This is a genomic window from Salinivirga sp., assembly GCF_055145285.1.
In genome coordinates, this window is the sequence record NZ_JBSRDC010000009.1 from 1 (window position 1) to 21,025 (window position 21,025).

14 protein-coding genes and 1 tRNA gene are annotated in these 21,025 nt (G+C 39.2%); 9 read left to right on the top strand and 6 right to left on the bottom strand.

All coding sequences use genetic code 11. The features are described 5' to 3' along the window. Positions 1 to 188: hypothetical protein (locus ACTB0Y_RS02095; protein WP_463205134.1), on the bottom strand; the 188-nt coding region annotated here is incomplete at its 3' end. Between the two features lie 5 nt (positions 189 to 193). On the opposite strand from ACTB0Y_RS02095, the gene ACTB0Y_RS02100 reads away from it, so the two are divergent. The 6 genes from ACTB0Y_RS02100 to ACTB0Y_RS02125 all read left to right on the top strand — a co-directional run bounded on the left by ACTB0Y_RS02100 (position 194) and on the right by ACTB0Y_RS02125 (position 11,655). Then, positions 194 to 1,414: an OmpP1/FadL family transporter gene (locus ACTB0Y_RS02100; protein WP_463205135.1), complete on the top strand. Its 1,221-nt coding sequence runs from the start codon at positions 194 to 196 to the stop codon at positions 1,412 to 1,414. Positions 1,415 to 1,455: 41 nt separating this feature from the next. After that, positions 1,456 to 2,793, top strand: coding sequence for a hypothetical protein (locus ACTB0Y_RS02105; protein WP_463205136.1), 1,338 nt, complete (start codon positions 1,456 to 1,458; stop codon positions 2,791 to 2,793). 138 nt (positions 2,794 to 2,931) lie between these two features. Then, on the top strand, positions 2,932 to 4,857 hold the full coding sequence (locus ACTB0Y_RS02110) for an OmpA family protein (RefSeq protein WP_463205137.1): 1,926 nt from the start codon (positions 2,932 to 2,934) through the stop codon (positions 4,855 to 4,857). 39 nt (positions 4,858 to 4,896) lie between these two features. Beyond that, positions 4,897 to 6,414, top strand: a complete 1,518-nt coding sequence (locus tag ACTB0Y_RS02115) for a serine hydrolase domain-containing protein (RefSeq protein WP_463205138.1) — start codon at positions 4,897 to 4,899, stop codon at positions 6,412 to 6,414. Next, a complete protein-coding gene (locus ACTB0Y_RS02120) occupies positions 6,414 to 9,119 on the top strand; it encodes a PAS domain-containing protein (RefSeq protein WP_463205139.1) in 2,706 nt (901 codons plus the stop codon). Before ACTB0Y_RS02115 ends, ACTB0Y_RS02120 begins: the two co-directional genes overlap by 1 nt. A 76-nt stretch (positions 9,120 to 9,195) precedes the next feature. Continuing rightward, positions 9,196 to 11,655, top strand: coding sequence for an endonuclease MutS2 (locus ACTB0Y_RS02125; RefSeq protein WP_463205140.1), 2,460 nt, complete (start codon positions 9,196 to 9,198; stop codon positions 11,653 to 11,655). Here the strand turns inward: ACTB0Y_RS02125 and ACTB0Y_RS02130 are convergent. Further along, a complete protein-coding gene (locus ACTB0Y_RS02130) occupies positions 11,652 to 11,864 on the bottom strand; it encodes a PspC domain-containing protein (protein ID WP_463205141.1) in 213 nt (70 codons plus the stop codon). The two genes, ACTB0Y_RS02125 and ACTB0Y_RS02130, sit on opposite strands and share 4 nt — an antisense overlap. A gap of 90 nt (positions 11,865 to 11,954) precedes the next feature. Between ACTB0Y_RS02130 and ACTB0Y_RS02135 the strand changes: the two genes are divergently transcribed. After that, a complete protein-coding gene (locus ACTB0Y_RS02135) occupies positions 11,955 to 13,652 on the top strand; it encodes a bifunctional metallophosphatase/5'-nucleotidase (protein WP_463205142.1) in 1,698 nt (565 codons plus the stop codon). A gap of 31 nt (positions 13,653 to 13,683) precedes the next feature. Beyond that, positions 13,684 to 16,839 carry a tetratricopeptide repeat protein gene (locus ACTB0Y_RS02140; RefSeq protein ID WP_463205143.1) on the top strand — a complete coding sequence of 1,052 codons (3,156 nt, stop codon included), beginning with the start codon at positions 13,684 to 13,686 and terminating at the stop codon, positions 16,837 to 16,839. Positions 16,840 to 16,918: 79 nt separating this feature from the next. Here ACTB0Y_RS02140 and ACTB0Y_RS02145 read toward each other — a convergent pair whose 3' ends face one another. After that, the gene (locus ACTB0Y_RS02145; RefSeq protein ID WP_463205144.1) at positions 16,919 to 17,857 is read right to left on the bottom strand and encodes a YfaP family protein; all 939 of its coding nucleotides are present in this window, start codon (positions 17,855 to 17,857) and stop codon (positions 16,919 to 16,921) included. Positions 17,858 to 18,215: 358 nt separating this feature from the next. On the opposite strand from ACTB0Y_RS02145, the gene ACTB0Y_RS02150 reads away from it, so the two are divergent. Continuing rightward, positions 18,216 to 18,854, top strand: coding sequence for a CPBP family intramembrane glutamic endopeptidase (locus ACTB0Y_RS02150; protein ID WP_463205145.1), 639 nt, complete (start codon positions 18,216 to 18,218; stop codon positions 18,852 to 18,854). Here ACTB0Y_RS02150 and ACTB0Y_RS02155 read toward each other — a convergent pair. From ACTB0Y_RS02155 to ACTB0Y_RS02165, 3 genes are all read right to left on the bottom strand, one after another. Next, positions 18,847 to 19,500 (bottom strand): O-methyltransferase, encoded by a 654-nt coding sequence (locus ACTB0Y_RS02155; protein WP_463205146.1) that lies wholly within the window; start codon positions 19,498 to 19,500, stop codon positions 18,847 to 18,849. The two genes, ACTB0Y_RS02150 and ACTB0Y_RS02155, sit on opposite strands and share 8 nt — an antisense overlap. After that, positions 19,500 to 20,735 (bottom strand): M16 family metallopeptidase, encoded by a 1,236-nt coding sequence (locus ACTB0Y_RS02160; protein ID WP_463205147.1) that lies wholly within the window; start codon positions 20,733 to 20,735, stop codon positions 19,500 to 19,502. Before ACTB0Y_RS02160 ends, ACTB0Y_RS02155 begins: the two co-directional genes overlap by 1 nt. 148 nt (positions 20,736 to 20,883) lie before the next feature. Next, positions 20,884 to 20,961: transfer RNA gene (locus ACTB0Y_RS02165), tRNA-Val, on the bottom strand. Positions 20,962 to 21,025: the final 64 nt, after the last annotated feature.

The following is a 21,025-nucleotide window of genomic DNA, read 5'->3' on the forward strand; positions in this document are numbered from 1 at the left end:
TTCAGCTGATTAAGAATATGGTCGAAAAATGTGCTCTTTATAATTGCTTGGTTATGTGTGTTTAAGAAATCCAATATTTTTTCTACTTTCCTGATTTTTAGACCAAAATTTTCAAGTTGGGTTAAATTTGCTACATTGATAATTACATATATGTGAATTTTATCAATCTGTTTTAATAACAAATACATATTTTATGAGAACTACAATGCTACTATTCCTGATTATTACATCGCTTCATGTTATGGGCGAAGGATATCAGGTAAATCTGCAAGGACAGAAAAACACAGCCATGGGTCATACCGGCACGGGATTTATTGCGGGCCCTTCTATTATTCATTTTAACCCAGGCGGACTTGCCTTTTACGAGAAAAAAATGGCCTTCAATGCAGGCGTTTCACTTATTTTTTCGAACAATTTATACCAGGCGCCTGACTCGTATTATGAGGCAGAAACAGAAAACCCCATAGGCACACCGTTCTATTTTTATGGAGCCATGAAAATTAACGATAAAATGGCCGTTGGCCTGGGAATTAATACGCCTTATGGCAACAGCCTGAAATGGGAAGACGGCTGGGCAGGCCGTTACCTGAGCCGCGATATAGCGCTACAGTCCATATCAATGCAACCAACGTTCAGCTATAAAATTACAGATTGGTTAAGTGTTGGAGCAGGTATGTTGATAGCACTCAACAGTGTAGAGCTTAGCAAAAATATTCCTGTTACCGGAACAGACGGAGACGGGCTGGTGACCCTCGAAGGAAGCAAAACTACATTTGGAGTCAACGCAGGACTCATGTTCAAAATATCGGATCAATTGACTGCCGGAATCAGCTACCGAAGCCAGATGAAAGCCAAAGTAACAGACGGAACAGCCACCGTAGAAGTACCCGACGCCCTGAACAGCATGTTTCCTGAAGAAACAGGCTTTGAAGCCACGTTACCTCTCCCGGCTAACTATAATGTTGGCATAGCTTATCAGCCCAACGAAAAATTCATGCTCACGGCCGATATTAATTACGTTCAGTGGGAAGTTTATGATTCTCTGAATTTTGATTTTGAAGAAAACACTGCAAGCTTCCAGGATTCCTACAACCCAAGAAAATACACCAACAGCTTCATCTATCGCATAGGTGCAGCATACAAGTGGAAAGAAGAAGTTACTTTCCGCGCAGGAGCCTATTTTGATGCTACGCCAATAGATGACAATTATTTTACACCAGAAACACCCGGTACCGATAAAATCGGCATTACCGGCGGTGCATCTATCAGGCCAACAAAAAATCTCGAAATTGACGTTTCTTTGCTTTACATTCATGGTATGAAACGGGAATCAGGTTACGAACCCGACAATTTTGAAGGTACTTTCTACACCAATGCCGTAATTCCGGGAGTAGGCCTTACCTATAGTTTCTAAAACAGTAATCAACACCTATTGCAAATAAAAAAATCGTAATCATGTTGAAAAAAATATATTCGCTACTCATCATAGTATTAATACTCAGCAGCTGTACCATTGAACCAGAAGAGTTTGATGCCAAACAGGGTGCTGCAGATTTCACCACCACCGTCTTTATAGGCAACAGCCTAACCGCAGGCTACCGCGATGGTGAACTTTATAAATCAGCCCAGGAAGAATCTTTTCCGGCCATCATAGCCCAAAGCTTAAATCAAGCCGGGTTTATCAACCATTTTAAACAACCGCTGATGCCGGGAGAAATAGGTTTTGGTAAAAGACTAAGCTTAGGTTACAGTTTAAACTGCGAAGGCGAAACCAGCCTTGGGCCTGTACCATACAGCGAAGATCCGGATATTACACCCGCAATGGCAAGCGTGGCTGCAGACGGTCCGTTCCAAAATCTTGGAGTGCCAGACGCAAAGGTGGCAGACCTTATCACACCCGGATACGGCTCAGCTGCCGGCAACCCATACTTTGCCCGTTTTGCATCTGATCCTATGAACACCATTCTAAATGAAGCAACCGCACAAAACCCCACTTTCACTGTTATGTGGATTGGCAACAACGATGTATTAGGCTACGCCACATCAGGCGGGACTTCAAACCCCATTACCGACCCTGTTACTTTTAGTGCCAACCTCGAAACCATTGTTCAAACACTCTCAACAGATGGCGCTAAAGGTGTGCTTTGCAACATACCCGACGTAACATCTACAGCATATTTCACTACAGTACCCTATTACGGACTGGTACTTGATGCTGATCAGGCAGCCGCACTTACAGATAGTTACTCAGGTTATAACCAGATGGCACAAGCCAATGGCTTAGATACAATGTCATTTAGCATAGGTCCAAACCCTTTCATCATCGAAGATACAGATCCTGCTTACGCACCCGTAGGAAACATCAGGCAAATAAATCCGGGAGAATTGATTATTCTGGAAGTACCTATGGACTCCCTAACTTGTTATGGAATGGGCTCAGCAACGGCAATACCCGATGAATACGTTTTGACAGGCACAGAATTAAACGAGGTAAACAATGCCGTATCTGCATACAATAATTCCATCGAAGATATAGCTGACGCCTATGGATGGGTCGTGACAGATGTCAATGGATTACTGGCAGATATCGCTCAAAATGGACGTCGTATTGGTGGAAAAAACTACTCAATAGATTTTGTAACGGGCGGTATATTCTCTTTGGATGGAATTCACCTGACAGGAAATGGCAATGCTATTGTAGCCAATGAAATAATACAAACCATTAACTTACATTTTGGCGCCGTCTTACCATTAGCTATGGTAAATAACTACACAGGCATTATTTACCCCTAAAACACAAATAAAAAAACACATACATCAAAAGCCGGGCCTACTGTCCGGCTTTTTGTATAATGCATATAATCAAAGAAAAGTATGGTTTCCTGTAAGTAAAAGCATAAATTTGTTATATAATCCGTTATAGAAGAAAAAATGCACCGATCGATAATTTTACTATTTATAATTTACGCTTGTACGCAGCCATTAACAGCCCAGAACTACAGCACGGACTCCAAACGAGCCATAAAAATGTACGAGGCAGCAACAGGAGCAATACGCTATACGCAATACGACAAAGCCATAGAATACCTTGACGATGCACTGAACCGGGACGATCAGTTTATTGAAGCATGGTTGCTAAAAGCACAAGCCTACAACGTACTCAACAGGCCCAAAGACGAAGCCCAAGCCTACAGGGAAGCCATTAATATCGATGAATTGTTTTTCAAATTCACACTGCTCAACAGTGCTAAAGCTCATTTTCGATCAGGAGCATATGAAATTGCCCTTAAACACGCCAGTCAGTTTCTCAATGTACCAAAACTTGAACCACAGGACTTAAGCAATGGCCAATACACGCTGGCACAAATAAAGTTTGCCATCGAAGCCAAACAAAATCCAATAGAAATTGACCCATCGCCCGTAAGTAACCTCATCAACAGGCTGGGCGACGTTTATTGGCCTTCGATGACCGTAGACAACAGCCGCTTTTATTTCACCGCAAAGTTGCCGCTTTACCGTCAGTCCTTTCAGGAAGATATTTATGTAAGCCACATGCGCAACGATACCTTTGGAAAGCCCTATGCCATAAGCGATGAAGTTTTATCATTGAGCAACGAAGGAGCTTCTTTTATATCACCAGACGGCCGTTATCTCCTCTTTACAGGTTGTAGACGAAGCGACGGTTATGGCAGTTGCGACCTTTACATGTCGGTAAAAAAAGAAGACCAGTGGCAAAAACCAATAAATTTGGGCAGTAAAGTAAATTCAAATCGCTGGGATTCAAGACCCGTCATATCATCCAACGGCAAAACACTCTATTTTAGCAGTAATCGTACAGGTGGCCACGGAAAAGCCGATATTTATATGTGCAAAAAACAAGGGGAAACCGATGATGGCCTGCCAAAATGGAGTGAGCCCATAAATCTTGGCGATTCTATAAACACTTCAGGCGATGAATTTGCTCCTTTTATTCATGCAGATAACCAAACGCTCTATTTTTCATCCGATTATCATTTGGGTATGGGCGGACAGGATATTTTTATGACCCGAAAAACCGGAGACAACCAATGGGAAAAACCTAAAAACCTTGGATATCCGATCAATAAACACACCGATGAAATAGGTCTGTTTATTGATGCGCCGGCAAAATATGCCTATTTTGCCTCTGACGATAACCAGGACAGGCGAAGCATCTTTCGTTTTAAAGTGCCCGAGCAAATTAAGCCTCAGTATGTTTCCTATGTAAAAGTGTTTGTGAAACACCAGGAGACCTACGAGCCCCTCAATGCAATGGTGAACCTGTTCGATATTGAAAGCACTGAAACCATTGTAGAAATAAGAGCCGAAGGCAGAAACGGAAGCGCTTTAATAAGTCTGCCGGGCAATAAAAGGTATGGAATGATGGTAGAGAAAAAAGGATACATGTTTTATTCCAGCCACTTCGACCTCAAATCAGGCAATAAAAACAATATTAAAAAGCTCGACATCCTACTTCAGCCCATTAAAACCGGACAAAGCGTGGTTTTGAACAATGTATTTTTTGAATTCGATTCATATAAATTAAGTTCTGAATCTAAAGCAGAACTGGAACGCATTAAAAGGTTCCTTGAACAAAACAATAATTTGTATGTTGAAATATCAGGACATACTGATAATCAAGGAAGTGACCAGTACAACCAAAATTTGTCTGCTCAGCGGGCAAAAGCTGTGTATATGTTTCTTGTTGAACAGGGAATAAACCCTGAACGATTAACTTATAAAGGATATGGAATGACAGAACCCATAGCCGATAACAACACGAAAGCTGGACGGGCACAAAACAGACGAACAGAAATGACTATAATACAAATAAAATAGTTTGTAATTCCATAAGCCTCAGGGCTAAAAACCCATAACATGAAAAGCATTATTCGTTTATCGCTTTTGGCAATCCTGATAATTCCGCAATCTGTTTTTACACAAACATTTTCGGAGCAGAAGCTGAACGCCTACTATAAACAAGTGATTGACACATACAATGTCCCGGGACTTGCTGTGGCAATAGTTACCGCAGACAGCATTATTCTGCAAAATGGTTATGGTTATTTGAGTATTGATAAAAGAAAACCGGTAAACAAAAACACCCTTTTTGGCATTGCATCGCTCAGCAAAACATTCACTGCAAATATTATAGCAAAAGCCGTGGCAGAAAATAAATTAAGTTTTGATACTTGCATAAAAGACATATTACCAAACTTTAAGCTATACGACTCTTATGTTACGCAAGAAATAACCTTGCGCGATGCATTATCACACCGTACGGGGCTGGAAAATTTCAGCGGCGATCTGATATGGTATGGCAGTACCGTGACAGACAGCACAATAATTAATCGCATTCGACACCTCGAACCTGAACATGGCTTCAGAACCTCTTTCGGTTATTCCAATATTATGTACCTCATCGCAGGCATAATAATAGAAAAAGCATACAAAAAAAGCTATGCCGAAGTACTGGACAGCATCATACTAGCTCCATTAAAAATGGAACAATCAACATCTTTGCATAAAGAGGCAATGAGCAATAAAAACCTGGCAAAACCACATATCCAGTTTCAAGGTAATACCATCAAACAGCCTTACTTATCGTGGGACAACATGCAACCAGCAGGAGGATTATTCTCAAACGTGGAAGAGATGAGTCATTACATTCAAATGTTATTAAATTCAGGAAGTTACAAGAACAAGGCGATTATTAACAGCAAATATATCAAACAACTTTGGCAGCAACAAACACCTTTAAACTTATCATGGCTCGACAAACAGTTGCAAACCCCTATAAACTTTAAAAGTTATGGCATGGGTTGGTCCCTCATGGATTATAATGGCCATAAAGCAATGTATCACAGTGGAGGCCTCGATGGTATGGTAAGCCAGATGGTTATAATGCCTGACCAGCAAACTGGCGCCATATTTCTGGCCAACAAAACTACTGCGGTCCCTACTGTTTTGATGTATGACTTTTTAGACCGATTAGTTGGTAAAGATACACTGCAACAGTATCCGGAAAGAACTTATGCGCTGCTACAAAAAATCAAAACACCCGAAGTTAACAAATCAAACACCTACACCGCACCCAAAAATTACACATCAAGCTTTTACTGCGGAAACTATTACGATTCCCTGGTTGGAGAAACACGTATTTATCAAAAAAATGATTCCTTGTTCCTCGAAATTAAAGAATCGAACATTTTCAAAGGTTACCTGGTAAAAACAGATATGCTTTCATTCGACCTATTCTGGCCCGATGTACCATCACTTCACAAAGGAAATATCAATTTTGAAGTAAATGGATTAGGAGAAATCAAAGGTTTTACTATAAATTTGCCTAATCCGGACTTACATTTCAATGAATTGCACTTTTCTAAAAAGAACTGATGGACAAACATGCTCTCACATTTGAAAAACTCGATATTGATTCTACAGAATGGGATGTGATCTATGCAGACACGCAATCAGGATACACTTTCTTAACACCTGTCGAAGGCGTTCTGTTGCTCAGAACAGCAGGAATACTCACCCCGCCCATTTTAGAAAAACAATTACAATTTATCAATAATTACATTATACAGGTACAGAAAAAAATCCTCAACTTTAAAACTATTGTTATTCTTGATATTGCAGATTTATATAATCTGGCCTCACTGAAACTTATACGTAAAAACCTGAACCGCATCAATACCGATTTAATATTTCTTGTTCCGGGAGGTTTATTCAAAAGGCTCTATGTAAAGTCTTTTCAATTAAAAAAACATAAAGCCATTCATTCCATATTTGAGCATTATGCAGATGCAGTAGAATTTGCCAGAATGCAAAAAAAGAAGACCGGGCAAAATCCCTTTAGTTCAGGCAAATTTATTGAGTTATGGAGTTACACGCAACAAGTATTAAAGCTTAACGGTTCAAAATACAAATACATTGAATTGCCCGAATGGCAATATCACAATGAACAAAAAAATCTGAGTGCAAGAATACGTTGCTATGATGCCGGCATTTTACATTACACCATTTCCGGAAAAATGAATGATTTAGACATTCAGATCCTGCAACAAAAAATCTTCGATATTGGCAATACCATAGGTGTTGACTTTGTAAAACACCCCTTCTCAATAATTTTCGACCTTCGCAACGTACATAGCATCACACCCAATGGCAGAAAACTACTCCGCCACATGGAAGAGCATCAACAAAAAATTGCCCAAACAGTTATGGTGCTTGGAAACCGTTTTATTCGCTTTTTGCTGCAAATTAGAAAAGCACACCAACCCATAAAGTATGGCCATTGGCATACTTCAGGAAGTTTGAGTAAAGCATTTAGGGCAATTGAAAAAATAAAATCCGGAGAAATTAGGGAAAAGCAAAAAGAGCAGATCAAAGAGAAACCTGCTGATGATTACAATGCACTCAAAGAGCAATATCTCAACACGCTGGCGGAATTAAAGAAGCAAAAACAAAAAGAGAAACAAACAAACAAAAACATTCGAAAAATACTTGCTTATATTCATACAGGAGACTTTCTCAAACTCCCATTCCACCCAAGATATCGTGATTACTCCATAGAAGGTGAAATTTACAATTCCATAGCCCTTTTGCATAAAGATCTTCAAAACATAAAACTAAAAGAAAATTCCGACAGATATAATGAACTGAGCCTTTCACGTTCAAATGTGGAAAAAATTGTGGATAGTATTTCAGACCCGTCCATGATTTATCAGGATAATAAAATTCTGGCTGCCAACCAACGCTTCGCCGACTTACTCGGATATCAACCACATGAACTCAATGGCCAACCCATGAGTGCCATCATTAATGCTTTTGAAGTAAGCAGAATTGTCCGCCAACTCGAGGAAATACATACACATAATGAAATCTATTGCGACCTGCAAGATGCACTGGGCATTGCCCATAGCGTCACCATGATTTCAGAACTTGTAACGATTGATGGACTACAAGCACAATTTGTTTTTATCAAGCCGGTAACCCAACAAACAAGAACCTATAATAAATTACCCGACAAACCAATTACCGCCGGACCAAATAAAAATCTACAATCTGAATATATCAATAAAGCCCTTGCAGGGATTATTATTTTTCATCATGCCATGTTGAAACACATCAACAATCAGGTACTCAATGAATATAATGCCCCCGCCAAACACGATTCATACCAGGGATTGCAATCCTTACTATGGGTATCATTTTTCCTCAAAAATGCTTTTGACCAGGCTATAACCCTGGACCTTACCAATACGAATAAAAGAATGGTTTTCCCGGGTGATCTCGTAAAAAACCTTTTTACTTTATTTAGTGACTATCTAACCATTAGCAAAGAACACGTCCGCCTCGATGTTAGGGAAGAGCATTCATTACAAAAACTTTCCCTGCCATTAGATGATTTCCTGATAAAAGCCATTTTGGTCCGATTGCTACATATGGTTGCCGACAATGCAAAAGGAAACCATATTTTACTCGGCTACCGCCAAAGATCAGATGAAAAAATTGAGTTCTTTATTCACGAAAATGGCCCCGATTTAAATCTCTTACAAACTGATATCTCTTCAGGGCAATCGCTAACCGGTTTTTCCATTGCAGAAATTGAGCAACTTGTGAAAAAAGCAGGTGCTAATCTCTTTTTGGAAACATCAGATACCGAAAAAAATCAAATCACCTTAGTTTTTCCCGTATATAGACGAGGCACGGGTTACGAAGGCTCCATGATGGATTTGTCTAACCATAAAATACTAATTCTGGGTCCACAGGAAGAATTTGAATTAATAAGTAAACTACTGGAAAATACCGAAATAAACCTCATCGCTACCCATAATATATTTGAAGCGCAAAAACTGTTGAAACGCGAAAACATCAGTTTAATGATGATCGATATACAAAACAAAAAAATAGATGCATCTGAATTAATTAGAAAAGCCAAAGAAATAACCCCGGATATCCCCATCATTTATATATCTGAATCAGAAACAAATGAACAAAACAGACACGGGTATCTGAAAGATATCGAAACATTCATCACTAAACCTATAGATGGCGACTTGCTGAAAACCACAATAAAGAAAGCCTTAGCTTAACTTACCATGATTGGTTTTACACGTCCCAATTTTTCCTAATTTTGTCCCGCAAACTTAAACACGGAAGAGCATACTTGTGAATTATCCTCAAAACATAGAACAAAAATTAGGATTCGACATCATCAGGCAAAAGCTAAACGAATTGTGCCTTAGCGAATTGGGAGAAGAACTGGTGCAAAAAATGCAGTTCTCAAATAATTATCAATCCATTAAACTCTGGCTTAAGCAAACGGCAGAATACAAATCGCTGCTTAATGAAGATAAAAGTTTCCCTGTCGATCACTATCATGATTTAAGGCAGATGCTTAACAGGTTGAAACCAGAGGGCATGTTTCCTGAAACTGAAGAGGTAGTAAAACTAAGAAAGTCGCTGCAAACCATGCGGGCCATTCAAAAATGGTTCTCTGGAGAACTAAAGGAGAAGTACCCCGAACTGGCACGGCTGGCTTCATCTTTTGAAGTTTTTCCTTATTTATTTGAACGAATAGACCTCATTATTACAAGTAACGGACGCATCAAAGATAATGCTTCAGGAGAATTGCAGCAGATAAGAAAATTCTTAGACAGTGAGCGTGGACGTGTTTCCAGGCAAATGCGTTCTTTACTCAAAGACGCCATGCAAAAAGGTTATGCCGACGAGGAAGCACAGGTTGTAGTGCGAGAAGGCAGGCTGATGTTACCAGTTAAAAGTTCTTTTCGTCGAAAAATCAATGGTATTGTACACGATGAATCTACCTCAGGTAAAACAGTTTACATCGAGCCACAGCCCATCATCGAAATCAACAATGAAATCAGAGATGCCGAATACCGGGAAAAAAGAGAAATCATTAAAATCTTAAGAAAACTTGCCAACGACATCAGACCCTACATCCCGGACTTAATTGGATATTACGATAAACTTGCAATATTTGACTTCATACGTGCCAAAGCAATACTGGCCAAAGAAATGGAAGCTATCGAGATACCGGTAGATAACAAACCAACCATGACATTCCGCAAAGCGCTGAACCCCCTCCTGCTCTTTTCATACAAAAAATCAGGACGCAAGGTCATCGCAAACGACATACTGTTAGATGAACAACAACGTATTCTACTCATATCAGGACCTAATGCCGGCGGTAAATCAGTAGCCATGAAAACAGCCGGTCTGCTGCAATTCATGCTTCAATGCGGATTACTTATTCCTGCATCACAGGATGCAACAGCAGGAGTTTTCAAACAAATACATATCGACATTGGCGACGACCAGTCTATTGATAACGACCTCAGCACATACAGCTCTCACCTGATGCACATGAAATACATGCTACGCAATGCAAATAACCAAACCCTCATTCTGGTTGATGAGTTTGGAAGTGGCACAGAACCACTCATAGGCGGAGCCATTGCAGAAGCTGTATTGGATCAGTTCAGACAAATCGGCCTGTTTGGCGTAATTACCACGCATTACAGTAACCTAAAACATTACGCAGCCAACAACGAAGGGCTCGTAAACGGAGCTATGCTTTTCGATTCAGGCAAAATTGAACCCGTTTATAAATTAGAAACAGGCAAACCCGGCAGTTCATTCGCAATTGAAATAGCGCACAAAACAGGCTTGCCCAGGGAGGTTATCGAAGATGCCCGAAAAAGAGCAGGTACAGACCAGGCCAGTTTTGACAAACACCTAAGGGAAATTATGCGCGATAAAAAATACTACGACGAAAAACGCACACAAATAAAAAAACAGGAAAAAGAGCTGGAAAAATTGCTTGCTCAACAAGCCTATGAACTTGAAAAAACAAAAAAAATGCAGGATGATATCCTGAACGAAGCCCGATCAACAGCTAAGGAAACCCTTAATAGCTCCAATAAACTTATTGAAAACACCATAAGAGAAATAAAAGAAGCCCAGGCCAACAAAGAAGAAACAAGAAAAATCCGGAAAAACTTTGAGCAAAATAAAGCGCGTATTGAAGAAGGTGATGCCAAAAAAACATCGCGCATTGACAAACGCATAAAAGGATTTGAAAAAATATCTAAAAAGCACGAGGTAGACCTGCCAGAAAAGCAAAGCACAGCAAAAGATGAAAAAGAAATAGAAATAGGCGACATGGTTAAACTGGCAGGACAGGAATCCGTAGGCGAAGTTATCGAAATTAATAATAAAAACGCTGTAGTAGCTTTTGGCTCATTAATGACATCGGTAGCAAAAGACAAACTCACTAAAACAAGCAAAAAGGCACAACGAAAACAACAACGAAATGCAAGTAAATCAAATATAGGATCGAGTTTACTCAAGAAACAACACGCTTTTAAAACCGGAATAGATATCAGAGGCAAATATGTTGATGAAGCCCTGCAGGAAATAACCGATTACATTGACGAATCCATCATGTTGGGCGTCAATGAAGTTAAAATCCTGCATGGTAAAGGAAACGGCGTATTACGTAAAGCTGTGCGTGAGTACCTGAGCACGGTACCCGAAATTGCCCGCTTTAAAGACGAAGACATTGATTTGGGTGGTGCCGGAATAACAGTAGTGCAGTTCCGCTAACCGTAAAACCTTTCTCTGCCCCTGTCTTCAGGCATTACAATCCAAAGCACAATATAAACTAAAATACCAGGAAATGCCGCACTAAAAACAGATAGAATTAAATAAACAAGTCTTACTACACCTTTATCCCATCCAAAATATTCGGCAATACCAGCACAAACACCAGCAATCATCTGGTCTTTCGATCTACGCAATCTACTTGTCGTCATATCTTTCTTAAGGTTTATCTTTCAATACAGTTGCAAAAGTACAAAATATCGTGCATTTTTACTGTTGTAAATTATTATATAATCGTAAATATGAAATATATATTCTTCATTGTAACCATTTTAACAATAAGTTTTTATTCCTGTACCCCAGATAAGGTGAAGATTCAAATCATTGAAACCACCGATATACATGGCCGTTTTTTCAACTACGATTTTGCTACAGACACCCAAAAAAACGGGTCAATGAGCCAGGTAGCGACCTACGTGAAACAGCAAAGACAGAAAAACGGTGAAATACTGCTACTCGATAATGGAGATATTCTGCAGGGAACACCTACCGTTTATTATGCAAATTTTGTGGATACCATCCGCAAAAACATTGTAACACGCGTTTTAGAAAATTTGCAATATGATGCAGCAACAGTCGGTAACCACGACATAGAAACCGGACCACAAGTCTACAACAAAATAAAAAAGGAACTGCCCATGCCCTGGCTTGGAGCTAATATTATAGATAGCAAAACCGGCAAACCGGCTTTCCAACCCTACACCATAGTTAACAAAAAAGGACTGAAAATAGCCATATTAGGAATTTTAACTCCGGGCATACCCAATTGGCTTCCGCCAAAATTGTACAAAGGATTAAGCTTTGCCGATATGGTAGAAACAGCAAAAAAATGGATGCCGGTAATAAAAGAAAAACAACCGGATATTATTATCGGATTATTTCATGCCGGCCTTAATCCGTCATACGGAGGCTTTGAAGCAGGAGCATACAAAAATCCCAATGCAACAATTGCTGTTGCCCAACAAGTTCCGGGATTCGACATCATTTTTACCGGCCACGACCATCAAAGAACAATCAAAAAAGTAGTAAATGTAAAAAACGATACCGTTGTGATTATTGATGGCGGAAGTCATGGCAAATGGATTGGTTCTGCAGAATTAACCTATGATACGAAAAATAAAACCATTCAATCTATTGAACCCCAAATCATCGACTTGTCCAAATACAAAAGCAATAAAGCATACAACAAAAAATTCGAACCTTACCTCGACACGGTAAAAACATACTTTAAAGAACCTGTAGGTTGGTTGGGAACTAAACTCTGCCCGCAGGAAGCTCTTTTTGGGCCTTCAGCATTTATGCAATTTATTCATGAGGTACAGCTATCGGCCACTGGAGCAAGTGTATCTTTATCAGCCCCGCTTCAAATATACAATTGCATAGATACAGGCACGGTTTACAGAAGCGACATTTTTGCACTTTACCGTTACGAAAATTACCTGGCAGAAATCGACATGACCATACATGAGTTAGATGGGTTTCTGGAGCACGCAGCAAACAATTGGTTCAATACCATGAAAAAGCGCACAGATAAGTTGCTTAAATATGATGATAAAGGTGACCTTGAGGCTCCGTACTTCAATTTTAGTTCTGCTTTAGGAATTCAATACAAAATAGATGTTACCCGGCAGCCGGGCAAAAGAGTAAAAATTACACACATAAATAATCGTGGTCAGTTTTCATTAGATGACACACTAAGAGTAGCCCTAAATTCTTATAGAATGGTAGGCGGCGGTGGTCATATGCCCTCAGGTGCAGGCCTTGACCTCGCGACATTGAAAAAAAGAAATGTATTGTTATCAGAGGTTCCGATAAAAAATATAATGATGGAGTACTTCAGTAAAAACGACTCTATCTGGATAGAAAAAGCGTATAACTGGCAGTTAGTACCAGAAAAATTGACAGAGCCAGCCGTACAAAAAGAGATTAGAAATTTTTAATGTATAGGGAAAAGACTTAACTTTAACAAAAATGAAAGTATTAGTGCGCAATTTTTTTCAAATATTACTTTTGTTTTGCATTACAGCAGCACCGCTGTCAGGGCAAAATATAGACAGTTTGCGCACAATTGCAGACTCTGCACAAGGAAAAGATTTACTACATACCTTTAGTGAAATATCTCGATATTACTGGAAAAGAAACCCTTATCTTAGTTTCGAGTATGCAGAAAAAGTCCAAAAAATTGCTAAAAATTTCCCAGAAGACACATTAATCCAAATTGAAGCACTGCATACCAAAGGAGATGCATACTGGTATTTAAATAACATCCCCAATGCACTCGAATACGATCTGAGAGTTCTTCGCATACAGGAAAAAATTAAAGACTCTGCCGGCATTACCAAAACACTCAATAACCTTGGAGTGATATACACACGGCAGGGCAAATATGAAAAAGCACTTGAATTACTTGAAAGATCATTAGCTATAAGAAAAAGCCTCGATTTAACATTCGAAGCATCTTCTAATTATAATAACCTTGGTAAGGTATACTACGAATTGGACGAATATGAAACCGCCATGGATTATTTTCAGAAAAGTGTTAAAATACGGGAAAGTCAAAATAAACAAGAATCTTTAATTACGGGCTATAACAATATTGCTGCTGTTTACATTAACCAAAAAGACTACCCCAATGCCATACAATACCTCAACAAGGCATTACATATTGCTGATTCACTAAGTATAAAAAACCAGGTGCCTACAATCATGCTCAATTTGGGAGACATTTTTAGAAAACAAAATGAGCTCAAGAGTGCAATTAACTGGTATTTAAATGCCTACAAAGTAGCCAGCCAATTAAAAAACTATGACCTATTACTCCTGCTCAGCAAACAACTGGCAAAAACCTATGCAGAAAACAACCAGCTCGAAGAAGCATTCCGTTACAGCAAATATGCACTTGAAGCAAAAGACAGCATAAATACAAGAAATACTCACGCAAAGCTCGAGCAACTCCAATATACCTATGATACCAGAGAAACCGAACTGGAGAATAAAGCCCTAAAACAACAAAACGAGTTAAGCGAGTTGCGACTAAACAAAGAACGCAACCGTACCAATTTATTGGTTATGGTAGCCATCCTGGCATTAATTATTATCACGCTCCTTATCAACCTGTATATGCAGCGCATGCGCCACAACAAACAACTCAAAAAGGAGGTTGAATTCAGAACACGGTCTTTAAGAAGAGAGATTAATGAACGCAAACGCTTCCAAAGCCAGACCCTTGAGGCCAATTCTCAGTTTGCCAGCATTTTTCATAATTCCCCCCTGGGTATTGTGGCCATGAGAAACGATGGCTCGATTCAAATGGCCAACCAGGCCTTTCAGCAGTTTGCCAATGTAAAAGAAGTAACAATTAAAACACAAAAGCTTTCAACTTTAGTACTCGAAAGTGATTTTATAGAAAAATTAAATGAAGCGTTAAAAGGAAACGACAACCGATACGAAGGCAAACTTACCTTCAAACAAGCTGAAAATTCCATCTATGCAAGAGCATTCTTCAATCACTACACCCTGAGCCAAGAAGAGATTCATGGTGTGTTTTTAACCATTGAAGACATATCAATTAGTGTGGAGGCACAAGAACAAATCAAACATAGCGAAGAAAGATTCCGCACGCTGGCAGATCTGTTGCCCGAAATGCTTGTTGAAACTGACCTTGAAGGAAATGTTCTTTATGCGAACAAACAAGCTTTAGAGCACTTTGAATTTAGTGAATCGCATATGCGCAAAGGCCTTTCGGTATTTAATCTTTTTGAGCCAGAAGATAAATCTTTGATTAAAGAAAGGTTCAATAACTTTAAAGCACAGGAAAAAACCAACATGACGCGCGAATACAATGTTACTACCCGAACTGGTAGAAAACTATCTATCATGGCAAGCATCAGTGTAGTATTTCGGGATGGAAAACCGGAAAGATTGCGCGGTATACTTATGGATATTAGCAAACGTAAGAAATATGAAGAAAAATTATTAAAAGCCAAAAAAGAAGCAGAAAAAGCAGACAAATTAAAGAGCAAGTTCTTAGAAAATTTAAGCCATGAAATACGCACACCTATGAATGGTATATTGGGGTTTTCTGAGCTTATTAAGCACGAAGAAATGTCCGAAAAAGAACAGGCAAGCTATATCGATTTCATCATCAATTCAGCCAACCAGCTGCTGAGTATTATAGATGATGTAGTAAATATTTCACGTATCGAATCGGGAGAAATTAAAATTCGTGAACAGGAAGTAACCCTTGGCGACTTCTTTAACGACTTAATGATATTTTTCCACGGCTATCTAATGAACCGTAACGATCAGGTATCGTTACGACTCCAGAACAAACTGCCTGCATACGATAACCATGTGGTCTTAGCCAAAAAGGAAGTGCAGCATATCTTATCAAACCTGATTTATAACGCTATTAAATTTACTAAAAAAGGGTACATTGAAATTGGCGTTCAAAAGGCCAATGAAGAATTGGAATTCTTTGTGAAAGACACGGGTATTGGAATTGAAGAAGATGAACAAAATAAAATATTTGAACGGTTCTATCAGTCACACACAGAAGGTCAGCAAAGCTACGGCGGTACAGGCCTTGGACTGACCATAGCAAAAGCCCTGGTTGAACTCATTGGTGGTCAAATAAAGGTTAAATCAAAACCAGGGGTAGGCTCAACCTTTTCATTTACCATTCCATACAACCCCGTGAAAAACGAGCAGGAACAAAAGTTCTCTATCCCTGAAAAAAAAGCTATTTATCCTGACTGGACAGCCAAAAAAATATTAGTTGTAGAAGATGATACCAACAATTACCTGTTTCTTGAGCAACTCCTGAAAAAAACCAATGCTACAATTGAACATGTAACAGACGGAAAAGAAGCCGTAGAATTTGTGAAAAAGAATAGCAATATTGATGTGGTACTCATGGATATACAAATGCCGGTAATGGATGGATATGATGCCACAAGAGCAATAAGAAAATTCAACCAGAACTTACCCATTTTAGCCCAAACAGCCAATGCCATGGTCGAAGATAAAAGTAAAAGCCTCGAAGCCGGCTGTAACGATTATGTGGCTAAACCGGTGAACAAAAAAGTGCTGCTTAATAAAATCGGGGCACTTATTGAAAAGGGTTAATCAGCAAAAATTCGTAAAAACATAAAAGGGCTGCCCATTATTTTTATGGACAGCCCCCTATTGAATTCTCAGATGAATTCTATTGCATTTTTTGTGGACTCAAAACATCGTTCTTCTCAAACTTGCCATAATTAAATTGCAAGACACTTCTTGTATTTTTGGTCATCGCTGAGCTAACATCAATAGTCATGACTTCAACATTGGCGTCATAGGTATAATCAGAAGCCCATGAATCATAATATGGATTGCTACCACCAACCAACTCACCGTTTAATGTGGCAGTAACTGAAAAGTTGGTTGTAGCGGCCACATTACAGTTACTCCAACGGTCGACAATTACAGTATAGGTGCCAGCTTCCACAATAGCTGTATCACCATAGGTAATATTTTCGCTATTGACTCCGTCTATTCCACAACCGGCATTACTATCAATATCCAATACTCCGCCATTGTCTGACATAGAATTTCCGTAATAAATTTCCTCTCCGTTGGGTTCTATCAAGTGTAAATCCATGTCATTGAGCTGATCCCAACTCAAGTTAACCTGTAGTTGTCCGGTCCCTGCCTCAACTGTCTGCACTTCAATATTTTGATAAGTACCCACATTGCCGTCCAAATCAACCAGAGCAAACACAATAGTAAACGTTCCCTCAATTTCCTGAGTAAAAAGTAAGTATATCAGCACAATCTCTTCTACACTTTTCCTCGTACTCGCAGGATATCTATAATATCCGTCTACGCCCTCAACGCCGATTAAAACTTCTGAAGCATCTCCGGCGGTCTCTACAGATACAGGATTACCACCACCGGCAAGTACACTCTGATTGCCATACAAATTTGAAATCTCCGGTCCGTCAGACTCTGCGGGTAATGCCCCACTGGTATACTGAGCACCTTCAATGTCAAAATAGCTTTCCTGAACTGTTACTTCGGGTTCATCCTTATCTTCATCTTTTTCGCAAGCCTGGAATGCCATTAAAAAAGCAACCATGGCTAATAATAATAATTTCGTTTTCATATGTGTATAATTTTAATTAATTGTTATTTCAAATTTATTCATTGGTTGCATTAGGCACAAATCTTTAACATAAAAATAACAGTAACAGTAAAATCCTATAAATCATAACACAACGAAAAACAAAATGCAAATTATAAAAATATGTATTCACGATAATGAAAACATAGCTAAAAGCCACATACAAACCAAGGCTCTATAAATGTCATCAAAACTAAAATAAAGTACAATTGTTTATCTAAAATAGAGTAAGTCTAAGCAGGTTATAAATTTATAATCAATGTTGGTCAACAGCGTAACCTGCCCTATCAACAAACATTATAAGTAATTCAATACTAATCGATTAAACTTTAAAAGTTCCGTGAAACAAACCATTACATTCAAGGGAAAATTACTAAGATGGATAGAGTTAATCGCTTTATTTGTAGGCATTCCTATTGCTTATTACTATGATTTATTCCCTTTTCATAAAATCATACCCCTGATTATAGGTGCGGTTTATGCTATAGCACTGCTTATTTTCGACAAATCATTCAATCGGCAGGAAATAGGTTTGAATGGGTTTAAAAAATTTAGACCAATGTTGATTAGAAGCGCAGGAATTTTTCTTATTCTTATAATTGCCACATGGCTGATAGTGCCTGATCAATTATTCTTTTTACCTCAACAAGCTACCTGGCTATGGGTAGTAATCATGCTTATGTATCCGGTATGGTCCGTAATTCCGCAGGAATTAATCTACCGAACATTCTTCTTTCAAAGGTACAGTGCCCTATTTCAGACAAATACTTCCATGATAATTGCCAGTGGTGTAGCTTTTTCTTTTATGCACATTATTTTCGAAAATATGGTGGCCATGGTATTTTCGCTTGCGGCAGGAATTATTTTATCGGTAATATACAGCAGGCACAGGTCCCTTTTGGGCATAAGCCTTGAGCATGCTATCTATGGGAATCTTGTGTTTACCGCAGGCCTCGGAACCTTTTTCTATATCAACTAACCTGTTTCCTTCTGGCAACCATTAATCCATCGCGGAACGGAAAAATAACATTTTCTGTGCGGGAATCATTTGTAACCATTTCATTAAATACCAACACACCCTTAGTGTAATCATCATTTTGAGCAGATGGGTCAATTACCTTTTCACTCCACAAAACATTGTCGGCAATTATATACCCTCCCTCACGCACATATGGAAGCACCAACTCATAATAATCGGGGTATTGACGCTTATCACCATCAATAAACACAAGGTCAAACATCATATCAAGTTCCCTGATAAGTTTACGGGCATCGGTAATTCTAAAATCGATTTGCCCGGCTGCTGGAGATCGGGCTATAAAACCCCGGGTAAAGTCTTCCAACTCATCGTTCACATCACAAGTGATTAAACGGCCCTCTTGCTGAAGGCCTTCGGACAAACAAATAGCAGAATAGCCGGTGAAGGTACCTATTTCAAATATATTACGAGGCGCAATCATTTTGCTAAGCATCGATAGCACCCGCCCCTGAAGATGTCCGGAAAGCATCCTGGGCCGCAAAATCTTCAGATGAGTCTGCCGGTCCAATTCGGCAAGTAAATCAGTCTCAGGTTCGCAATGTTCACCAATATAGGTTTCAAGTTTATTAAAATCGTTATTGAACATCACTTGTAAATTAATGTAGAAAACTTATCCGGATGCAGCAATTCGTTGCTTACATCCCACACATCATCAGCCGTTATGCGATCGATACGTTCTATAATTTCCTTTGTGGTGCTGGATGTATTGAAAAACAACATATTTTTACCCATGGCCAGCATTCTGTTGCTGGAATTCTCCGATGCTATAGCAACCTGCCCCATTAATTGGTTGCGGGCTCTCGACATCTGCAATGTGCCGGGCTTTCGCTCTCTTAATTTTTTAAACGTGCTTGCAATGGCCTTCAAAGATTTTTCTACTTTAGCTTTGTCCGTACCAAGATATATTCCCAACAAACCTGAATCGGAATAAGCTGCATAAAACGATTCTACATGGTACACAAGTCCTCTGTTCTCCCGCAATTCACGATTTAATCTTGCATTCATTGCCGGGCCTGCAAGCATATTAGATATTAACTTCAGGGTATAACGTTTCTCATGTGCATGATGATAAGCTTCAATTCCGGTAATGCAATGTGCCTGGTTTGTAAATTTATCTACCGTTTGATTAAAAAATTTACTACCTCCAACGGGCGTCCGGTGATTGCTTCTGATAGATTCCGGTTGAATTTCAAAATATTGCTCACCCCATTTAACTAATTGCTCCGGCTTAATGTTTCCCACAGAGCATATAACCATTTGATCGGTATTGTACATGCGGCTTCTGAAATCTCTGATATCCTGCCGGGATATAGCCTGAACAGATTCCGGCGTTCCAAGAATATTTCTGCCTATTGGATGATGAGAAAAAAGCGCCTCTTCAAAATCATCGAAAATGAGTTCCGAAGGGCTGTCATTGTACATCTGTATCTCCTCCAATATTACATTTTTCTCCTTTTCAAGCTCACGCTCCGGGTAAATTGCATTAAACGTAATATCGGCCAGCAACTCAAACGTGCGCTTATAATGCCTGTTAAGAAATGATGTGTAGAAACAGGTAAGCTCTTTGGTAGTATAAGCATCTATTTCGCCGCCCACATCCTCAATTCTTCCAATTATATGAAAAGCTTTACGGTTTTCGGTACCTTTAAATGCCATGTGCTCCAGCAAATGCGCCATACCATGCTCATTGGGTAATTCATCCCTTGTACCTGTATTAATCACCACGCCGCAATGTGCTACAGATGAAGCAGACGGCAAGTGAATAAGTCGAACGCCATTACTAAACCGGTGTGTGAAAAATGTAGATTTAACTAAATTCATTGTGCAAAAATAATGTATCCGAACTGTTCAACAATACAAGTATATGTTTTTGTTTCAAAGCGCATTAGTAAGCCATCGAATAGCAGCTGCAAAGAATATCAACACAATTCACTTATACAAAAAACGGATCACCCTGAGTGACCCGCTTTGGTGGGCTATGCCGGACTCGAACCAGCGACTTCTACCCTGTCAAGGTAGCACTCTGAACCAACTGAGTTAATAGCCCATTGCGGACGCAAATATATAGAAAATCGCACAAACCACATATGATTAAATAAAAAAACCGGCTT